Origin of the sequence: Citrobacter sp. Cpo126 (assembly GCF_030332445.1) — a bacterium.
GTDB classification, from domain to species: Bacteria; Pseudomonadota; Gammaproteobacteria; order Enterobacterales; family Enterobacteriaceae; genus Citrobacter; species Citrobacter portucalensis.
Map to the genome: position 1 here is coordinate 166,325 of NZ_JAOWHT010000029.1, position 19,465 is coordinate 185,789.

16 protein-coding genes are annotated in these 19,465 nt (G+C 53.6%); 6 read left to right on the forward strand and 10 right to left on the reverse strand.

Annotated features, from left to right (window positions below):
* The first annotated feature begins 2 nt into the window (after positions 1 to 2).
* Positions 3 to 599: a 5-formyltetrahydrofolate cyclo-ligase gene (locus OGY17_RS07530; protein ID WP_286606777.1), complete on the forward strand. Its 597-nt coding sequence runs from the start codon at positions 3 to 5 to the stop codon at positions 597 to 599.
* Between the two features lie 119 nt (positions 600 to 718).
* Here OGY17_RS07530 and serA read toward each other — a convergent pair whose 3' ends face one another.
* Together serA and rpiA are read right to left on the reverse strand one after the other, a co-directional pair.
* Positions 719 to 1,951: a phosphoglycerate dehydrogenase gene (gene serA / locus OGY17_RS07535; protein WP_003825480.1), complete on the reverse strand. Its 1,233-nt coding sequence runs from the start codon at positions 1,949 to 1,951 to the stop codon at positions 719 to 721.
* 271 nt (positions 1,952 to 2,222) lie between these two features.
* A complete protein-coding gene (rpiA, locus tag OGY17_RS07540) occupies positions 2,223 to 2,882 on the reverse strand; it encodes a ribose-5-phosphate isomerase RpiA (protein ID WP_003825479.1) in 660 nt (219 codons plus the stop codon).
* 170 nt (positions 2,883 to 3,052) lie between these two features.
* Between rpiA and argP the strand changes: the two genes are divergently transcribed.
* The 5 genes from argP to scpC all read left to right on the forward strand — a co-directional run bounded on the left by argP (position 3,053) and on the right by scpC (position 9,599).
* Positions 3,053 to 3,946, forward strand: coding sequence for a DNA-binding transcriptional regulator ArgP (argP, locus tag OGY17_RS07545; RefSeq protein ID WP_003825477.1), 894 nt, complete (start codon positions 3,053 to 3,055; stop codon positions 3,944 to 3,946).
* A gap of 233 nt (positions 3,947 to 4,179) precedes the next feature.
* The gene (scpA, locus tag OGY17_RS07550) at positions 4,180 to 6,324 is read left to right on the forward strand and encodes a methylmalonyl-CoA mutase (RefSeq protein WP_191215415.1); all 2,145 of its coding nucleotides are present in this window, start codon (positions 4,180 to 4,182) and stop codon (positions 6,322 to 6,324) included.
* The gene (meaB, locus tag OGY17_RS07555) at positions 6,317 to 7,312 is read left to right on the forward strand and encodes a methylmalonyl Co-A mutase-associated GTPase MeaB (protein WP_286606779.1); all 996 of its coding nucleotides are present in this window, start codon (positions 6,317 to 6,319) and stop codon (positions 7,310 to 7,312) included. The genes scpA and meaB overlap by 8 nt, the downstream gene beginning before the upstream one ends.
* Positions 7,313 to 7,322: 10 nt before the next feature.
* The gene (gene scpB / locus OGY17_RS07560) at positions 7,323 to 8,108 is read left to right on the forward strand and encodes a methylmalonyl-CoA decarboxylase (RefSeq protein ID WP_008785757.1); all 786 of its coding nucleotides are present in this window, start codon (positions 7,323 to 7,325) and stop codon (positions 8,106 to 8,108) included.
* Positions 8,109 to 8,132: 24 nt separating this feature from the next.
* Complete coding sequence (gene scpC / locus OGY17_RS07565; protein ID WP_286606781.1) at positions 8,133 to 9,599, forward strand: succinyl-CoA:acetate CoA-transferase ScpC; 1,467 nt, start codon at positions 8,133 to 8,135, stop codon at positions 9,597 to 9,599.
* Here scpC and srsR read toward each other — a convergent pair.
* The 8 genes from srsR to tkt form a co-directional block, all read right to left on the reverse strand.
* A complete protein-coding gene (srsR, locus tag OGY17_RS07570) occupies positions 9,596 to 10,492 on the reverse strand; it encodes a LysR family transcriptional regulator SrsR (protein WP_003825467.1) in 897 nt (298 codons plus the stop codon). The genes scpC and srsR overlap by 4 nt on opposite strands.
* A 123-nt stretch (positions 10,493 to 10,615) precedes the next feature.
* Positions 10,616 to 11,362 (reverse strand): oxidative stress defense protein, encoded by a 747-nt coding sequence (locus tag OGY17_RS07575; RefSeq protein ID WP_003825465.1) that lies wholly within the window; start codon positions 11,360 to 11,362, stop codon positions 10,616 to 10,618.
* A 93-nt stretch (positions 11,363 to 11,455) separates the two neighbouring features.
* Positions 11,456 to 12,091 (reverse strand): arginine exporter ArgO, encoded by a 636-nt coding sequence (gene argO, locus OGY17_RS07580; protein WP_003027005.1) that lies wholly within the window; start codon positions 12,089 to 12,091, stop codon positions 11,456 to 11,458.
* A 190-nt stretch (positions 12,092 to 12,281) separates the two neighbouring features.
* Positions 12,282 to 13,142 carry a small-conductance mechanosensitive channel MscS gene (locus OGY17_RS07585; protein ID WP_003825461.1) on the reverse strand — a complete coding sequence of 287 codons (861 nt, stop codon included), beginning with the start codon at positions 13,140 to 13,142 and terminating at the stop codon, positions 12,282 to 12,284.
* A 191-nt stretch (positions 13,143 to 13,333) separates the two neighbouring features.
* Positions 13,334 to 14,413, reverse strand: a complete 1,080-nt coding sequence (fbaA, locus tag OGY17_RS07590; RefSeq protein WP_003027029.1) for a class II fructose-bisphosphate aldolase — start codon at positions 14,411 to 14,413, stop codon at positions 13,334 to 13,336.
* 88 nt (positions 14,414 to 14,501) lie between these two features.
* Positions 14,502 to 15,665: a phosphoglycerate kinase gene (gene pgk / locus OGY17_RS07595; RefSeq protein ID WP_267456602.1), complete on the reverse strand. Its 1,164-nt coding sequence runs from the start codon at positions 15,663 to 15,665 to the stop codon at positions 14,502 to 14,504.
* 39 nt (positions 15,666 to 15,704) lie between these two features.
* Positions 15,705 to 16,733 (reverse strand): erythrose-4-phosphate dehydrogenase, encoded by a 1,029-nt coding sequence (epd, locus tag OGY17_RS07600; protein WP_008785759.1) that lies wholly within the window; start codon positions 16,731 to 16,733, stop codon positions 15,705 to 15,707.
* A 491-nt stretch (positions 16,734 to 17,224) separates the two neighbouring features.
* A complete protein-coding gene (gene tkt, locus OGY17_RS07605) occupies positions 17,225 to 19,216 on the reverse strand; it encodes a transketolase (RefSeq protein ID WP_048215577.1) in 1,992 nt (663 codons plus the stop codon).
* Between the last annotated feature and the right edge of the window lie 249 nt (positions 19,217 to 19,465).

Genomic DNA, 19,465 nt, shown 5'->3' on the forward strand with positions numbered 1-19,465 from the left:
CCATGACATTACTTTCTGAACTCCCTTTATCCCGGCAAGAAATCCGTCAACTGATTCGGCAGCGTCGTCGCACGCTTACTTCCGAACAGCAACGACAATACGGTCAGCAAGCCGCGACCCGAATGCTCAGTTATCCCCCTGTTATACTCGCTCATACCGTGGCGGTATTCCTCTCGTTCGATGGCGAACTCGATACCCAGCCGCTAATAGATCAGCTGTGGCGGGCAGGCAAGCGCGTCTATCTTCCGGTTCTTCATCCCTTCAGCCCTGGCAACCTGCTGTTCCTGCACTATCATCCGCACAGCGACCTGGTAACCAATCGCTTAAAGATCCAGGAACCACGGCTTGATGTACGTGACGTATTGCCGCTCTCACAGCTGGATGTACTGATTACGCCGTTAGTGGCGTTTGATGAGGTCGGGCAACGCCTGGGTATGGGCGGTGGATTTTACGATCGAACGCTTCAAAACTGGCAGCAGCATAAGATCCAGCCCGTAGGCTACGCGCACGATTGTCAGCGAGTGGAAAAGCTGCCTGTCGAAGAATGGGATATCCCGCTGCCTGCGGTGGTGACGCCGTCCAAAATCTGGGAGTGGTAGCTTTTTTGCCAATTGCGGCAAGGCTCGAAAACAGAATGTATGCGTGACAGGAAGAGATTTTGAGGCCGGAAAATCAGAGGAAAGATGGGCAGGTCAACCGCCTGCCCATGTAGAGGAAATCAGTACAGCAGACGAGCGCGAATGGTTCCCGGAAGGGCTTTCATCGCCAGCAGCGCTTTCTCTGCCACATCTTCATCCGCTTCAATATCAATAACCACGTAACCTACCTGTGCGGAAGTCTGCAGATACTGCGCGGCAATGTTGACGCCCTGCTCGGCAAAAATCTGGTTCAGCGCAGTCAGTACGCCCGGACGGTTTTCGTGAATGTGCATCAGACGACGACCGCCGTGCAGCGGCAGCGAAACTTCCGGGAAGTTAACTGCAGACAGCGTAGAGCCGTTGTCGGAATACTTGGTCAGTTTCCCAGCCACTTCCAGACCGATGTTTTCCTGTGCTTCCAGCGTTGAACCACCAATGTGCGGCGTCAGGATCACGTTGTCGAAATCACACAGCGGCGAAGTGAAAGGATCGCTGTTGGTTGCCGGCTCGGTTGGGAATACGTCGATTGCTGCCCCTGCCAGGTGCTTGGTCGCTAACGCGTCGCACAGCGCAGGAATATCAACAACTGTGCCGCGTGCGGCGTTAATCAGTAGCGCGCCTGGTTTCATCAACGCAATCTCACGCGCGCCCATCAGATTTTTGGTGGAGGCATTTTCCGGTACGTGCAAACTGACCACGTCGCTCATATTGAGCAGGTCGGAAAGATGCTGCACCTGCGTGGCGTTGCCGAGCGGGAGTTTATTTTCAATATCATAGAAATAGACGTGCATCCCCAGCGATTCCGCCAGAATGCCCAGCTGAGTACCAATGTGGCCGTAGCCGATGATCCCCAGTTTTTTGCCACGCGCTTCAAACGAGCCGGTAGCCAGTTTATTCCACACGCCGCGGTGTGCTTTGGCGTTTGCTTCGGGTACGCCGCGTAGCAGCAGCAGCAGTTCGCCAATCACCAGTTCCGCAACGGAACGTGTGTTAGAGAATGGTGCGTTAAACACGGGGATACCGCGCTTTGCCGCAGCGCTGAGATCAACCTGGTTGGTGCCGATACAGAAGCAGCCAATCGCGACCAGTTTCTCTGCGGCGTCAATCACATCTTCAGTCAGATGGGTACGGGATCGCAGGCCAATGAAGTGGGCATCACGGATGGACTCTTTCAGTTGTTCAGTGTCCAGAGCGCCTTTATGAAACTCGATGTTGGTATAACCTGCTGCACGAAGGCTTTCGAGCGCTTTTTGATGCACGCCTTCAACCAGCAGAAATTTAATCTTATCTTTCTCCAGTGATACCTTTGCCATTTCCCCGACCCTGTCTTTTTTTGTTCAAACTGATGTGTTGTGTGTGGGATTTTCATCCGTCTCTTCAACATATCAAAAAATAATATTGCGGCAATATGAACGTTTGCGTCGCCGTGCTGAAGAAATGTCATTCAGAGAGAAATGTCAGAGGAAAATACTGGCGATAACTTTTTCTTTGGAGAGATCGGCAGGACAATATTATAAACGTGACACAAGTCACCAAATTTGCCCTGCCAAAATTTTTTTAACGGGAGAAGACACTCCCGTCAGATCATTTTACGATAGTTTTCACGCCGTCTGGCGTACCGATCAGCGCAACATCCGCACCACGGTTGGCAAACAGACCGACGGTTACCACGCCCGGAATCGCATTGATGGCGTTTTCCATCGCGATGGCATCGAGGATCTCCAGACCGTGTACATCAAGGATCACGTTACCATTGTCCGTCACTACGCCCTGACGGTATTCAGGACGACCGCCCAGCTTCACCAACTGGCGAGCCACAGCGCTGCGCGCCATTGGGATCACTTCAACCGGCAGCGGGAAGTTACCGAGAATATCGACTTCTTTGGACGCGTCGGCAATGCAGATAAATTTCTTCGCCACGGAAGCAATAATTTTTTCACGGGTCAACGCTGCGCCGCCGCCCTTGATCATCTGCATGTGGCCGTTGATTTCATCCGCGCCGTCAACGTATACGCCGAGGCTGTCCACTTCGTTAAGATCGAACACGTGGATACCGAGACTTTTGAGTTTTTCGGTTGAAGCGTCCGAACTGGATACCGCACCTTCAATCTGACCTTTCATTGTGCCCAGCGCATCAATAAAGTGTGCGGCTGTTGAACCTGTACCTACGCCCACAATGGTACCGGGCTGTACATACTGAAGTGCCGCCCATCCTACTGCTTTTTTCAGTTCATCCTGCGTCATGATCGTTTCGCCTGTGGTGTGAATATGGTGGGAAAATTCACGCGCATTATAGAACATTGTGCAGAAAAATGTCCCCACACCCGCTCGCAAGCGGCGGATTTCGTCTTTACCCAACCTAAATTTGTGTCATAGTGCAGAACAAGCAAAATTTTCAGGAGTGCGTCAAAGCAATGAAACGTCCGGACTACAGAACACTACAAGCACTGGATGCGGTTATTCGTGAACGAGGATTTGAGCGCGCGGCGCAAAAGCTGTGCATCACGCAATCCGCGGTTTCACAGCGCATAAAACAGCTTGAGAATATGTTCGGACAACCGCTGCTGGTGCGTACCGTACCACCACGCCCAACCGAACAGGGGCAGAAACTACTGGCGCTTTTGCGTCAGGTTGAACTGCTGGAAGACGAGTGGCTGGGTGATGAACAAACCGGCTCGACGCCGCTGCTGCTCTCACTGGCGGTGAACGCCGACAGTCTGGCGACCTGGTTGCTTCCGGCGCTGGCTCCGGTACTGGCAAATTCGCCGATTCGGCTGAACCTGCAGGTTGAGGATGAAACCCGAACTCAGGAACGTCTGCGTCGTGGTGAAGTGGTCGGTGCGGTGAGTATTCAACATCAGGCGCTGCCAAGCTGTCTGGTGGATAAACTCGGCGCGCTGGACTACCTGTTTGTCGGTTCTAAACCTTTCGCCGAGCGTTATTTCCCTAACGGCGTCACCCGCTCTGCCCTGCTGAAAGCCCCAGCGGTAGCGTTTGACCATCTTGATGATATGCACCAGGCGTTCCTGCAACAAAACTTCGACCTGCCGCCGGGCAGCGTGCCGTGTCATATCGTTAACTCGTCTGAAGCCTTTGTTCAGTTGGCGCGTCAGGGAACGACCTGCTGCATGATCCCCCACTTGCAGATTGAGAAAGAACTGGAAAGCGGTGAGCTTATCGACTTAACGCCAGGTCTGTTCCAGCGCCGGATGCTGTACTGGCACCGTTTTGCGCCGGAAAGCCGCATGATGCGCAACGTCACCGATGCGCTGCTGGCCTATGGTCACAACGTACTGCGTCAGGATTAAACCGCTCATAACCTCTGAGTGCCGGATGGTGGCGTAACGCCCTATCCGGCCGACAAGCCTTTTACCCTCTTTTCATGCTATTCCCACCACGTCTTTGAAATAAATCACAAAATCAAACACGCCACGCGGCAAAAAACGACGCCCTGTTGGCTATTTTTTGCTGGCGACAAGCCAAATGAAAAAGCTCACCGTATTCGCAAAGATTCAACTTATTGCGTAATACGGAGCAAAAAATGGCAAACGTGCAGGAGTGGCAAACACTCGCCAATAAAGAACTCAGTCGACGGGAAAAAACCGTCGAGTCGCTGGAAAGACAGACGGCGGAAGGGATTGCCATCAAGCCGCTGTACACCGAAGAAGACCTCGATAATCTGGAAGTCACGGGCACCCTTCCCGGCCTGCCGCCTTACGTGCGTGGCCCGCGCGCCACCATGTATACCGCGCAGCCGTGGACCATTCGTCAGTACGCCGGTTTCTCTACCGCCAAAGAGTCCAACGCCTTTTACCGCCGCAACCTCGCCGCCGGGCAAAAAGGGCTTTCCGTCGCCTTTGACCTTGCCACCCATCGTGGCTATGACTCTGACAACCCGCGCGTGGCGGGTGACGTCGGCAAAGCGGGCGTGGCGATCGATACCGTCGAAGATATGAAGATACTGTTCGACCAGATCCCGCTGGATAAGATGTCAGTATCGATGACCATGAACGGCGCGGTTCTGCCGGTGCTGGCGTTTTATATCGTCGCTGCAGAAGAACAAGGCGTAACGCCGGAACAACTCACCGGGACCATTCAGAACGATATTCTGAAAGAGTACCTGTGCCGCAACACCTACATTTATCCACCAAAACCGTCCATGCGCATTATCGCCGACATCATCGCCTGGTGCTCCGGCAACATGCCGCGCTTTAACACCATCAGCATCAGCGGCTATCACATGGGTGAAGCCGGAGCAAACTGCGTGCAGCAGGTAGCGTTTACGCTGGCAGACGGTATTGAATACATCAAAGCCGCACTCTCCGCCGGACTGAAAATTGATGACTTCGCCCCACGCCTGTCGTTCTTTTTCGGCATCGGCATGGATCTGTTTATGAACGTCGCCATGCTGCGCGCAGCGCGCTATTTGTGGAGCGAAGCGGTCAGCAGCTTTGGCGCGACCAACCCGAAATCTCTTGCTCTGCGTACCCACTGCCAGACGTCTGGCTGGAGCCTGACCGAGCAGGATCCATATAACAACGTGGTACGAACCACTATTGAAGCGCTCGGCGCTACGCTTGGCGGCACCCAGTCGCTGCATACCAACGCCTTTGATGAAGCGCTCGGTCTGCCCACCGATTTCTCCGCCCGTATTGCGCGTAATACGCAAATCATCATTCAGGAAGAATCAGAGATCTGCCGCACCGTTGATCCGCTGGCCGGATCGTATTACGTCGAGTCTCTCACCGATCAAATTGTGAAGCAGGCACGCAGGATCATCAAACAGATTGACGAGGCAGGCGGCATGGCGAAAGCGATCGAAGCCGGGCTCCCTAAACGGATGATCGAAGAAGCTTCCGCGCGTGAACAGTCGCTGATCGACCAGGGTAAGCGCGTTATCGTCGGCGTCAATAAGTACAAGCTGGATAAAGAAGACGAGACGTCGGTACTGGAGATCGACAACGTGAAGGTGCGCAACGAGCAGATTGCCTCGCTGAAACATATCCGCACCACCCGCGACAACGATGCCGTTAAAGCCGCGCTCACGGCACTGACCCACGCCGCGCAGCATAATGAAAACCTGCTGGCTGCTGCCGTCAACGCCGCCCGCGTTCGCGCCACACTCGGTGAAATCTCCGACGCGCTGGAAGTCGCTTTTGATCGGTATCTGGTTCCCAGCCACTGCGTCACCGGCGTGATTGCGCAAAGCTATCATCAGTCAGACAAATCCGCCGATGAGTTCGATACCATCGTTGCGCAAACCGAACAGTTCCTCGCGGAAAATGGCCGCCGCCCGCGTATTCTGATCGCCAAGATGGGCCAGGACGGCCACGATCGCGGCGCGAAGGTAATCGCCAGCGCCTATTCCGATCTCGGTTTCGATGTCGATCTCAGCCCGATGTTCTCCACTCCGGAAGAGATCGCCCGTCTGGCGGTAGAAAACGATGTGCATGTAATAGGCGCATCGTCACTGGCGGCGGGCCATAAAACGCTGATCCCGGAACTGGTTACCGCACTCAAAAAATGGGGGCGTGAAGATATCTGCGTGGTAGCAGGAGGCGTTATTCCGCCACAGGATTACGCCTTCCTGCACGAACATGGCGTGGCAGCCATTTATGGTCCCGGCACGCCAATGCTCGACAGCGTCCGCGATGTGTTAACCCGTATCAGTCAGCATCATGATTAACGCCGCCACGCTTGAGGATACCGTCCGCCGCTTACGACTCGGTGAAAGAGCCACACTCGCCCAGGCAATGACGCTGGTCGAAAGCAACCACCCGCGCCACCAGCCGTTAAGTACGCAATTGCTGGACGCGATTATGCCGTTCACCGGTAACGCCCTGCGTTTGGGGATCACCGGTACGCCGGGCGCGGGCAAAAGCACTTTTCTGGAAGCATTCGGCATGCTGCTTATCCACCACGGATTACGGGTAGCGGTGATCGCCGTCGATCCCAGCAGCCCGGTCAGCGGCGGCAGCATTCTTGGCGATAAAACCCGCATGACGGAGCTGGCCCGCGCCGAATCTGCGTTTATTCGACCGGTCCCTTCCAGCGGTCATTTAGGCGGTGCCAGCCAGCGCGCCCGTGAATTAATGCTGCTGTGCGAAGCGGCTGGCTTTGACGTGGTGATTGTGGAAACCGTCGGCGTAGGGCAGTCAGAAACCGAAGTCGCAGGCATGGTGGATTGCTTTATCTCACTGCAAATCGCTGGCGGTGGCGACGATTTACAGGGCATCAAAAAAGGACTGATGGAAATGGCGGATCTGGTCGTCATCAATAAGGACGACGGTGATAACCATACCAGCGTTGCCATTGCCCGCCATATGTACGAGTCCGCCCTGCATATTCTGCGCCGCAAATATGACGAGTGGCAGCCGCGGGTTCTGACCTGTAGCGCCCTGGAAAAACGCGGTATCGAGGAGGTTTGGCAGGCGATTAGCGACTTTAAAACGTGCCTGACCGCCTGCGGCCGACTGGAAAAAGTTCGCCAGCAGCAGGCGGTGGACTGGTTACACCAGCAGGCTGAAGAAGAAGCCCTGCATCTGCTGTTTGCCCGCACTGATTTCGACCGCTATTTCCAGCAGACGCTACAGGCCGTCAAAAACAATGATCTTTCGCCGCGCACCGGTCTGCGGCACATCAGCGAATTTATTCAGCATCATTACTTTCAATAAAGAGAACATTATGTCTTATCAATACGTCAACGTGGTCATCATCCAGAAAGTCGCGGTTATTGAGTTCAATTACGCCCGCAAGCTCAATGCCCTGAGTAAAGTGTTTATTGACGATCTGATGCAGGCGCTGAGCGATCTCAATCGTGCGGACATTCGCTGCATCATTCTGCGCGCTCCGAGTGGAGCCAAAGTGTTCTCTGCCGGGCATGATATTCATGAACTCCCGACCGGACGTCGCGATCCGCTCTCTTATGACGATCCGCTGCGTCAGATAACCCGTATGATCCAAAAATACCCGAAGCCGGTGATCTCCATGGTCGAAGGCAGCGTCTGGGGCGGCGCGTTTGAGATGATCATGAGTTCCGATCTGATCATTGCAGCCAGTACCTCCACTTTCTCGATGACCCCGGTCAACCTCGGTGTGCCATATAACCTGGTGGGCATCCACAACCTGACCCGCGACGCTGGTTTTCACATCGTGAAAGAGCTGATTTTTACCGCTTCGCCCATCACCGCTCAACGCGCCATGGCGGTCGGGATCCTTAACCATGTCGTGCCCGTCGAGGAACTGGAAGATTTCACTCTGCAAATGGCGCACCACATCTCGGAAAAAGCGCCGCTGGCCATCGCCGTCATCAAAGAAGAACTGCGCGTGCTGGGTGAAGCGCACACCATGAATTCTGATGAGTTCGAGCGTATTCAGGGCATGCGCCGCGCGGTGTACGACAGCGAGGATTATCAGGAAGGGATGAACGCGTTTATGGAAAAACGTAAACCAAATTTTGTTGGCCATTAATCACGTCCGAGGAAGGAGACGGCCATGAAACGGATGAGCGCCGAACAGGCGGCAGAAATTATCCAGCACGATGATATGGTGGCGTTTAGCGGCTTTACCCCTGCGGGTTCACCCAAAGCGTTACCCAGCGCAATTGCCCAACGCGCCTGCGAACGGCATCAGAACGGGCAGCCTTTTCAGATCCGCCTGCTGACCGGAGCATCAATTGGCGCCGCCGCTGATGATGTTCTATCCGCGGCGGATGCCGTTTCCTGGCGTGCGCCTTATCAAACGTCAACGGGCCTGCGCGAGAAAATTAATCAGGGCCAGGTGAGGTTTGTCGATCTCCATTTGAGTGAAGTGGCGCAAATGGTTAATTACGGCTTTTTTGGCGAGATCGATGTTGCCGTCATTGAAGCCTCCGCCATCACGCCAGATGGCCGGATTTGGCTTTCCAGCGGTATTGGCAATGCACCCACCTGGCTGCTGCGGGCGAAAAAGGTGATAATCGAGCTGAATCATTACCATAATCCGCGTGTGGCGGAGTTTGCCGACATCGTGATACCCGGTGCGCCACCACGGCGTAACAGCGTACCCATTTTTCATACCATGGATCGCGTAGGCAGCCAGTGCGTGCAGATAGATCCCAAAAAGGTGGTTGCGGTGGTGGATACCGAGCTGCCCGATGCCGGAAATGCGGCGGATAAAACCAATCCGGTCAGCCAGCAAATTGCCGATCACGTAGTCACTTTTTTGCTGGCAGAAATGGCGCACAAACGTATTCCAGCTGAGTTTCTGCCCTTACAAAGCGGCGTGGGCAATATCAACAACGCGGTAATGGCGCGACTGGGCGAGAACCCGGATATCCCGCCCTTTATGATGTATTCGGAGGTGTTGCAAGAGTCGGTGGTGCATCTGCTGGAAACGGGCAAGATGACAGGTGCCAGCGCCTCCAGCCTGACCATTTCAGCCCCGTCGCTACAGAAGATTTACGACAACATGGACTTCTTCGCCAGTCGGATTGTGCTGCGCCCGCAGGAGATCTCCAATAACCCGGAAATCATCCGTCGGCTGGGGGTTATTGCGCTCAACGTCGGTCTGGAGTTTGATATCTACGGCCATGCCAATTCCACGCACGTTGCGGGGGTGAACCTGATGAATGGCATCGGCGGCAGCGGGGATTTCGAGCGCAACGCCTACCTGTCTATCTTTATGGCGCCGTCGATTGCCAAAGGCGGGAAAATCTCCACCATCGTACCGATGTGCAGCCATGTCGACCACAGCGAACATAGCGTTAAAGTGATCGTGACCGAACAAGGGATTGCCGATCTGCGTGGGCTATCTCCGATGCAGCGGGCGCACACGATTATCGATAACTGTGCGCACCCTCTTTACCGGGATTATCTGTACCGCTATCTGGAGAAAGCACCCGGCGGACATATCCATCACGATCTCAGCCATGCGTTCGATCTGCATCGTAATCTTCTCGAAACAGGATCGATGCTCGGTTAACTTGCGCCACCGTCACGATCTTCAGCAATATGCTGAAGCATCGTGGCGGTATAACGATGGTTTTTCAGCGAATAGAGAAACTCCTGCATATACATGGGGCTGCCGGGCGCATCGAAATACTTTAGCGTCGACGGGTTCACCAGCCGCCAGGCGAAGTGAGGAATCACCGTCAAAAACTGCCCGCGCTCTACCGCGCTGATCTTGGCCATAAAGCTGTACGGACGGTAGATAATCGTCGGGTTGATCCCACAGGGCCGCATGTATGCATCCAGCATCGCCTCAAAGTTGGCGCGATTCTGGAAGCGCATTTGCAGCCAGGGCAGCTCGCGCAGCAGATCCTGCGGCTGTTTTTCTTCGTAGCGCCGGGAAACGAGAAACCCCAGACGCAGCGGAGGCAGCTCGCTAATCGCCAGATTCTCCAGTTCCTGGACGCGGGGGGAAACGTGCTGCGGCGAGATAATAAAATCCAGTTTGCGATCGAACAGGTTATCAATCACCCCATTCTCGCTGAATTCAACGGCCTGAGCCGTCACGCCGTCATACTTGTCACCAAGGCTAATCAACTGGTCAAAAATAATCGTTGGGTAGGTATTGTCGATACCGATGACGATTTCCCGCGAGCGGCGAGAGGCGTTATGGATTTCGTTATCAATGGCAGAAAGGCGCTGATAAACGGGAAACAGCTTCTGATACAGCTCCTGTCCGGCTTTATTCAGGCTGATGTTGTTATCTTTGCGGGTAAACAGCGTATAGCCGATTTGATCTTCCAGTGCGGCAATGCTTTTACCGAAAGGCGATGCGGTCATATGTATTTTTTCTGCCGCTCTGGCGATGTTATTGGTTTGCGCCAGCAGAATGAAATTACGCATCTTTTTCGAGATAAAAATATCCATAGCGTCCCCTTAAAAATCGCTATGGCCTATCCTCATTACGGCGAAAAAAAAGACTGGATGTGGGGTCTCATTTTTACAGTTGCTCACAGAAAAAACCCGGCTGGAAAGCCGGGTCTGCAATGATTACTGGGTTTTGGCTGGCGTTGCTGCTGGTTGCCCCGCCGTCGGCTCAATCTGGAAGACCACATCAACCTGATCGTCAAACTGAATAACCGGCTGTTCGTAGGTTTCCTGAGCGGATGTCGCAGGCGCTGCATCTGCTTTCATCATCCGTACCATCGGGCTCGGTTGATAATTGGAAACGTGGTAACGCACGCTGTAAACGGGCCCCAGTTTGCTGTTAAAGCCCGCAGCTAACTGCTCAGCCTGATGAATAGCATCATCAATTGCTGCTTTACGCGCTTTATCTTTGTAAGTATCCGGCTGGGCAACGCCAAGCGATACCGAACGGATCTCATTCAGACCGGCCTTCAGTGCACCATCGAGCAGCGCGTTGAGTTTGTCCAACTGACGCAGCGTGACCTCAACGGTACGTACCGCACGATAGCCTTTAAGGACGCTTTTACCATTCTGGTAGTCGTAGTCCGGCTGGGTGCGCAGGTTTGCCGCGCTAATATCTTTCTTCGCTATCTGGTTCTGTTCAAGGAAGGACAGATATTGCGCCACGCGCTCATCAGCCTGCTTCTTCGCTGAAGCCGCATCCTTTGCAGCTACGTTCACTTCAATCGCCAGAGTAGCGATGTCTGGTGTCGCATCCACGCTTGCCGTTCCGGAAGTCACGATGTGCGGTCCATTTGGCAACTCATTTGCCTGTACCGATAGTGCGCTGAATCCGACTAATGCCGCCAGGGCCATTATTTTGAACTTCACGGTCGTTCCTCCATGTTTCATTAATTACCCCGAAACTCAGGGCACATGCAGGCAAGCTTAGCCGATCTCGCTGCGTTGTCCATCAGACAACACTTAGTTGAACAACGCATGAACGTGCGCAACACCTTCTTTTGCCAACTGAAAAGCGATAAACCACATCACCAATCCTACCAGGGTATTGATGATCCGCTGTGCTTTAGCAGTGCGCAAACGCGGAGCGAGCCAGGCCGCCAGCAATGCCAGGCCGAAGAACCACAGGAACGAAGCGCTGACAGTACCCAGCGCAAACCAGCGCTTAGGCTCAACGTCCAGTTGGCCTCCCAGACTCCCAAGCACCACAAAGGTATCCAGGTAAACATGGGGATTGAGCCATGTCACCGCCAGCATAGTAGCGATAATTTTCCAGCGGCCCTGCTTCATCACCTCGGCGCTGGCCAGTTCCAGGTTACTGCTCATCGCCGTTTTTAACGCCCCGAAACCGTACCAGAGTAAAAATGCCACCCCACCCCAGGTGACAAGCGCCATCAGCCATGGTGACTGCATCAGCAAGGCGCTACCGCCAAAGATCCCCGCGCAAATCAGCACTAAGTCGCTGATAGCGCAGAGTAAAGCAATCATGATGTGATACTGGCGACGGATCCCCTGATTCATCACGAAGGCGTTTTGCGGACCGAGCGGAAGTATCATAGCCGCACCAAGTGCAAGCCCTTGAAAATAATACGATAACACGTTAATCATCCCGAACTGTTTCTCTTAGGAGCAGACTATAGCGCGGGGAAAACATTAGCGGAAATGGATAATTTTAATCAGGGATAAGAAGAATTAATACCAAGGGGGGGAATGCAGGATGACGGCTGACGCCTTATCCTGCCTACAAAACCTGTGGGCCCGGTAAGCGATAGCGCCACCGGGCACGCGATTACTCTGCCGCGCTCTCTTTCACACGCTTGAAGTTCACATCCATCTGCGGGTACGGGAAGCTGATACCGTTGGCGTCAAACTCGCGTTTAATACGCTCCAGTACGTCCCAGTAGACACTTTGCAGATCGCTACTGTTGCTCCAGACGCGTACCACAAAATTAATCGAGGAAGCGCCCAGCTCATTCAGGCGCACCGTCATTTCACGATCTTTAAGGATACGCTCGTCAGACTGAATGATATCGGTGAGGATTTTTTTCACCTGATCGATATCGGAGTCGTAAGCCACGCCGATGATAAATTCGTTACGACGAACCGGCTCACGAGAGAAGTTAATGATGTTCCCGGCAATGATTTTACCGTTTGGGATCACAACAATCTTACCGTCTACGGTACGCATAGTCGTGGAGAAAATCTGCACGTTGAGTACGGTTCCCGCTACGCCGCCGAGGTCTACATACTCACCTGCGCGGAACGGACGGAACATCACCAGCAGCACGCCAGCGGCGAGGTTGGACAGCGAACCTTGCAGCGCCAGACCAACGGCTAAACCTGCGGCACCGAGAACGGCAATCACAGAAGCGGTTTGTACCCCAACGCGACCCAGAGCGGCAATCAGCGTGAACGCGATAATACCGTAGCGCACCAGTGCGGAGAGGAAGTCAGCAACGGTTGCATCAATTTTACGTGCCACCATCAGGCGGTTAACGGTGTTTGATACGATTCGCGCCACAATCATACCGATAATGACAATGGCGATGGCCGCAACGATGTTGACGGCATAGCTTAACAGCAGCTCCTGATTGCGGACCAGCCAGGTGCCCGCACCATTTATGCTGTCGACAACATTCAAATCTTCCATTCAATATTCCTTTTTTGCTTACCCAAATGGGAAAAATAAAGCCGTCCCAACGGGACTGGCAATCTGACAAGGGTAAACAATAAACCTGGATTTTGCCAAACAGATCACAGAATTCTCTGCCAGCAGCATATTGAAATGGCAATAAAAAAGGCCCGCATTTGCGGGCCTCATGTCACGTAGAACGGCGTAAATTACAGAACGTCAACCGCGTTCAGTTCTTTGAAAGCCTGTTCCAGACGGGTGATCATGGTTGCCTGACCAGCACGCAGCCATACGCGCGGATCGTAGTATTTCTTGTTCGGCTGATCTTCGCCTTTCGGGTTGCCCAGCTGGCCCTGCAGGTAAGCTTCGTTCGCTTTGTAGTAGTTCAGAACACCTTCCCAGGTAGCCCATTGGGTATCGGTGTCGATGTTCATTTTCACTACGCCGTAGCTTACGGAGTCTTTGATTTCCTGAGCAGTAGAACCGGAACCGCCGTGGAAGACGAAGTTCAGGCTGTTGTGCGGCAGGTTATGTTTCTTAGAAACATAGTCCTGAGAGTCGCGCAGGATGGTCGGGGTCAGAACAACGTTACCCGGCTTGTAAACGCCGTGTACGTTACCGAAGGAAGCTGCGATGGTGAAACGCGGGCTGATTTTGCTCAGCTCGGTGTATGCGTAATCAACGTCTTCCGGCTGGGTGTACAGTGCAGAAGCGTCCATGTGGCTGTTGTCCACGCCGTCTTCTTCGCCACCGGTGCAACCCAGTTCGATTTCCAGGGTCATGCCCATTTTGGACATGCGCGCCAGGTATTTGGAGCAGATTTCGATGTTCTCTTCCAGAGACTCTTCAGACAGGTCGATCATGTGAGAAGAGAACAGCGGTTTGCCGGTTGCTGCGAAGTGTTTTTCACCCGCGTCCAGCAGACCGTCGATCCACGGCAGCAGTTTCTTCGCGCAGTGGTCAGTGTGCAGGATAACCGGAACACCGTAGTGTTCAGCCATCTGGTGAACGTGATGCGCGCCAGAGATAGCACCCAGGATTGCAGCGCCCTGAGGAACGTCAGACTTCACGCCTTTACCCGCGATGAAAGAAGCACCACCGTTGGAGAACTGTACGATTACCGGCGCTTTAACTTTTGCAGCGGTTTCCAGAACGGCGTTGATGGAGTCGGTACCCACGCAGTTAACAGCTGGCAGAGCAAAGTTGTTTTCTTTTGCTACCTGGAAAACTTTCTGTACGTCATCACCAGTGATTACGCCTGGTTTTACGAAATCAAAAATTTTAGACATATTACGAATCCTGTATCTTCGGCCTTGGAAAGGGCGCGCGCTCTAAAGCGCGCTAATAATTGGGCAGGTTTCCCTGCCCATTAAATGCTTACTTTTTAGCGCGCTCTTCGAGCATCGCTACTGCTGGCAATACTTTACCTTCCACGAATTCGAGGAAAGCGCCGCCGCCAGTGGAGATGTAGGAGATTTTGTCAGCAATGCCGAACAGGTCGATTGCTGCCAGGGTGTCACCGCCGCCTGCGATAGAGAACGCTTCGCTGTCTGCGATAGCGTTAGCAACGATTTCAGTACCTTTGCGGAAGTTCGGGAATTCGAACACGCCAACCGGGCCGTTCCACAGAATGGTTTTCGCATTTTTCAGGATGTCAGCCAGCTGCTGTGCAGAAGCGTCGCCGATGTCCAGGATCTGCTCGTCTTCTTTCACATCGCTAACGGACTTCAGAGTAGCCGGTGCAGTTTCAGAGAATTCAGTCGCTACGCGAACGTCAGTCGGGACCGGGATGTCGCAAGTGGTCAGCAGACGCTTAGCTTCGTCAACCAGGTCAGCTTCGTACAGGGATTTACCCACGTTGTGGCCTTGAGCGGCAACGAATGTGTTCGCGATACCACCGCCAACGATCAGCTGGTCAGCGATTTTTGACAGAGAATCCAGAACGGTCAGTTTGGTGGAAACTTTAGAACCGCCAACGATAGCAACCATCGGACGAGCAGGTTCTTTCAGTGCTTTACCCAGCGCATCCAGCTCAGCAGCCAGCAGCGGACCTGCGCAAGCTACATCAGCGAATTTACCGATACCGTGAGTAGAAGCCTGTGCACGGTGAGCTGTACCGAAAGCGTCCATTACGAATACGTCGCACAGCGCAGCATATTTTTTGGACAGTGCTTCGTCGTCTTTCTTCTCGCCTTTGTTGAAGCGAACGTTTTCCAGAACCACCAGTTCACCGGCAGCGACTTCAACGCCGTCCAGGTAATCTTTTACCAGGCGAACCGGAGCAGACAGTTTTTCTTTCAGGTAGTTAACAACCGGCAGCAGAGAGAATTCTTCGTTGTACTCGCCTTCGGTAGGACGACCCAGGTGGGAAGTTACCATCACTTTCGCACCCTGTTTCAGGGCCAGTTCGATGGTCGGCAGAGAAGCACGGATACGCGCATCGCTGGTTACTTTCCCTTCTTTAACTGGTACGTTCAGGTCCGCACGGATAAAAACGCGTTTACCAGCCAGATCCAGATCGGTCATCTTAATTACAGACATGGTGAATCCTCTCGTTGATTCATAAAGTTTTGTCGACGCTCAAGCGTCGAGCCTGAAACCAATAGCAGCCATCGCTAACGTAGTGTCGAGCATACGGTTAGCAAAGCCCCATTCATTATCACACCAGACCAGCGTTTTGATCAGGTGAGCGCCACTCACACGCGTTTGCGTACCATCAACGATGGCACTGTGCGGGTCGTGGTTAAAATCTACAGAGACCAACGGTAATTCCGTATAGTCAACTATACCATGAAATGCACCTTGTGCTGCTTTTTGCAGCAACTGGTTGACTTCACTGGCTTTTACTGGTTTTTTCACCGTCACGCTTAAGTCGATCGCCGTCACATTTATGGTCGGTACACGCACCGCTATCGCTTCAAAACGATCGTTAAACTGCGGAAAAATTCGCGTGATGCCCGCCGCCAGTTTGGTATCAACCGGAATAATCGACTGGCTGGCCGCTCGCGTGCGACGCAGGTCAGGATGATAAGCATCAATAACCTGCTGATCGTGCATCGCGGAGTGGATCGTGGTGACGGTACCAGACTCAATGCCGTAAGCATCATCCAGCAATTTAATGACGGGTATTATGCAATTCGTGGTGCAGGAAGCGTTGGAAACGATCCGGTGCTCAGCGCGCAGCTGATCCTGATTAACGCCATACACAACGGTTGCGTCGATGTCGTGACTACCAGGATGTGAAAAGAGCACTTTTTTTGCACCAGCGGCAATATGCGCCTCGCCGTGTTCGCGATTGCCGAAGACCCCCGTACAATCCAGCACGATGTCGACACCCAGTTCGCGCCATGGAAGTGCATCGAGTGTTCGCTCATGCAGAATGCGGATAGCGTCATCGCCAACGATGAGCTGGTCACGTTCCTGACGAACATCCCAGGCAAAACGTCCATGGCTGGTGTCATATTTCAACAAATGCGCCATGCCTGCAGCATCCGCAAGTTCGTTGATTGCCACCACGGTGATTTCCGCCCGACGCCCGGATTCATACAAAGCACGAACCACGTTGCGTCCGATGCGACCGAAACCATTAATCGCTACGCGTACGGTCATAGGTCTCCTGCAAGGATTTCTCAGAAACGATGTGGCAGACAGAGTAATGCAGCAAATCGCTCAGGGAAACCTTACCTGTCGCAAACTGCGACTAATTGGTTAATTGTCGAACATTTAATCGACTGAAACGCTTCAGCTAGAATAAGCGAAACGCGGAATAAAAGGAATGATTGTCCAGCAACAGAACACAGTTATCTGACTTGCGTCACATTTTAACGCCCTTCAACGCTAAATTTATTCCATATTCCAGAATGACGAATAACCGTAGCAAAATTATTTCATTGTCGTGTTACACACCCTGATTTAAATCAGAAAGCCCCCTAACCTGCATCTAATCACCAGCGCGAGGTCCGAGTCCCGGAGCCCTTCAATAATGCCGCAGACGGTCTGGATAGCAGACTGAGCCGTGCGATTGCGCAACGCGCGGCGCGTTCCGGAAAAGCAAAAAAAAACGGGCCGCCTGAGCGACCCGTTTTCATCTGTAATCGAAATTACAGCAGTTCTTTAGCTTTCGCGACAACGTTGTCTACGGTGAAGCCGAACTCTTCAAACAGCAGCTCTGCCGGAGCAGACTCACCAAAGGTGGTCATACCGACGATTGCGCCGTTCAGGCCCACATATTTGAACCAGTAGTCAGCGATACCTGCTTCCACTGCAACGCGAGCGGAAACCGCTTTCGGCAGCACAGACTCACGGTAAGCGGCATCCTGTTTGTCGAACGCGTCGGTAGACGGCATGGAAACCACGCGAGCCTTCACGCCTTCGGCAGTCAGTTTGTCCCACGCAGCCACAGCCAGCTCAACTTCAGAACCGGTAGCGATGAAGATCAGTTCCGGCTGACCGTCGCAGTCTTTCAGCACGTAACCGCCGCGAGCGATGTTTGCCAGCTGCTCTTCGGTACGCTCCTGCTGTGCCAGGTTCTGGCGGGAGAGGATCAGCGCGGTCGGGCCGTCCTGACGCTCAACACCGTATTTCCACGCAACGGCGGATTCAACCTGGTCACACGGACGCCATGTGCTCATGTTCGGGGTCACACGCAGAGAAGCAACCTGCTCTACCGGCTGGTGAGTCGGGCCGTCTTCTCCCAGACCGATGGAGTCGTGGGTGTAGACCATGACCTGACGCTGTTTCATCAGCGCAGCCATACGCACCGCGTTACGGGCATATTCCACAAACATCAGGAAGGTGGAGGTGTACGGCAGGAAACCACCGTGCAGGGAGATACCGTTCGCGATAGCGGTCATACCGAATTCACGCACACCGTAATGGATGTAGTTACCGGCAGTATCTTCGTTAATCGCTTTCGAACCAGACCACAGCGTCAGGTTAGACGGTGCCAGGTCAGCGGAGCCGCCGAGGAATTCAGGCAGCAGAGGACCGAAGGCTTCAATCGCGTTCTGAGAAGCTTTACGGCTGGCGATTTTCGCCGGATTAGCCTGCAGCTTAGCAATGAACTCGTTCGCTTTGGCGTCGAAGTCAGACGGCATTTCACCTTTCATACGACGGGTGAATTCAGCCGCTTCCTGCGGGAAGGCTTTCGCATAAGCAGCGAATTTCTCGTTCCATGCAGCTTCTTTTGCCTGACCGGCTTCTTTCGCATCCCACTGCGCGTAGATTTCAGACGGGATTTCGAACGGCGCGTATTTCCAGCCCAGCTGTTCACGGGTCAGTGCGATTTCTGCATCGCCCAGCGGTGCACCGTGAGAGTCGTGAGTACCCGCTTTGTTCGGAGAACCGAAACCGATGATGGTTTTGCACATCAGCAGGGACGGTTTGTCGGTCACTGCGCGTGCTTCTTCTACTGCGCGCTTAATCGCGTCAGCATCGTGGCCATCAACACCACGAACCACATGCCAGCCGTAAGCTTCAAAACGCTTCGCGGTGTCATCGGTGAACCAACCTTCAACGTGGCCATCGATAGAGATGCCGTTGTCATCGTAGAAAGCAACCAGTTTGCCCAGCTTCAGCGTACCAGCCAGGGAACATACCTCGTGAGAGATACCTTCCATCATGCAGCCGTCGCCCATGAAAGCATAGGTGAAGTGGTCAACGATGTCGTGACCTGGACGGTTAAACTGCGCCGCCAGCGTTTTTTCAGCGATAGCCATACCCACTGCATTCGCAATGCCCTGACCCAGAGGACCTGTAGTGGTTTCAACACCCGCGGTGTAACCCACTTCCGGGTGACCCGGAGTTTTGGAGTGCAGCTGACGGAAGTTCTGCAGCTCGGACATCGGCAGATCGTAGCCGGTGAGGTGCAGCAGGCTATAAATCAGCATGGAGCCGTGGCCGTTGGACAGCACGAAGCGGTCACGGTCAGCCCAGGACGGGTTAGTCGGGTTGTGGTTCAGGAAATCACGCCACAGGACTTCGGCAATGTCAGCCATACCCATCGGGGCACCCGGGTGACCGGATTTGGCTTTCTGTACTGCGTCCATGCTCAGCGCACGAATAGCATTGGCAAGCTCTTTACGTGAGGACATTTTGACTCCAGATCGGATAATGAAGGCTGAGCCCTTAACGACTTGACGACAGCGCGTTTTGGGCTACGCCGGAAAAAAGTGCCAACAATGTAACCCAAGCCGCGTGTCATGTACATGGAGCATCCTTTTGCCGCTTCAGAAATCTCTGGATCATGCGCGCAAGTTGCGCAATCTTCTCGCCCGCGTATTGTTCTTTTCTTTATACTTAGGCCGAGCGTCGGTTCACCTGCAAACGACGTAATTTTTAGA

Coding starts and splice junctions, on each gene's coding strand:
- OGY17_RS07530 (WP_286606777.1), top strand. CDS start 3: ATGACATTACTTTCTGAACTCCCTTTATCCCGGCAAGAAATCCGTCAA.
- argP (WP_003825477.1), top strand. CDS start 3,053: ATGAAACGTCCGGACTACAGAACACTACAAGCACTGGATGCGGTTATT.
- fbaA (WP_003027029.1), bottom strand. CDS start 14,413: ATGTCTAAAATTTTTGATTTCGTAAAACCAGGCGTAATCACTGGTGAT.
- meaB (WP_286606779.1), top strand. CDS start 6,317: ATGATTAACGCCGCCACGCTTGAGGATACCGTCCGCCGCTTACGACTC.
- serA (WP_003825480.1), bottom strand. CDS start 1,951: ATGGCAAAGGTATCACTGGAGAAAGATAAGATTAAATTTCTGCTGGTT.
- scpA (WP_191215415.1), top strand. CDS start 4,180: ATGGCAAACGTGCAGGAGTGGCAAACACTCGCCAATAAAGAACTCAGT.
- rpiA (WP_003825479.1), bottom strand. CDS start 2,882: ATGACGCAGGATGAACTGAAAAAAGCAGTAGGATGGGCGGCACTTCAG.
- scpB (WP_008785757.1), top strand. CDS start 7,323: ATGTCTTATCAATACGTCAACGTGGTCATCATCCAGAAAGTCGCGGTT.
- srsR (WP_003825467.1), bottom strand. CDS start 10,492: ATGGATATTTTTATCTCGAAAAAGATGCGTAATTTCATTCTGCTGGCG.
- scpC (WP_286606781.1), top strand. CDS start 8,133: ATGAAACGGATGAGCGCCGAACAGGCGGCAGAAATTATCCAGCACGAT.
- pgk (WP_267456602.1), bottom strand. CDS start 15,665: ATGTCTGTAATTAAGATGACCGATCTGGATCTGGCTGGTAAACGCGTT.
- OGY17_RS07585 (WP_003825461.1), bottom strand. CDS start 13,142: ATGGAAGATTTGAATGTTGTCGACAGCATAAATGGTGCGGGCACCTGG.
- tkt (WP_048215577.1), bottom strand. CDS start 19,216: ATGTCCTCACGTAAAGAGCTTGCCAATGCTATTCGTGCGCTGAGCATG.
- epd (WP_008785759.1), bottom strand. CDS start 16,733: ATGACCGTACGCGTAGCGATTAATGGTTTCGGTCGCATCGGACGCAAC.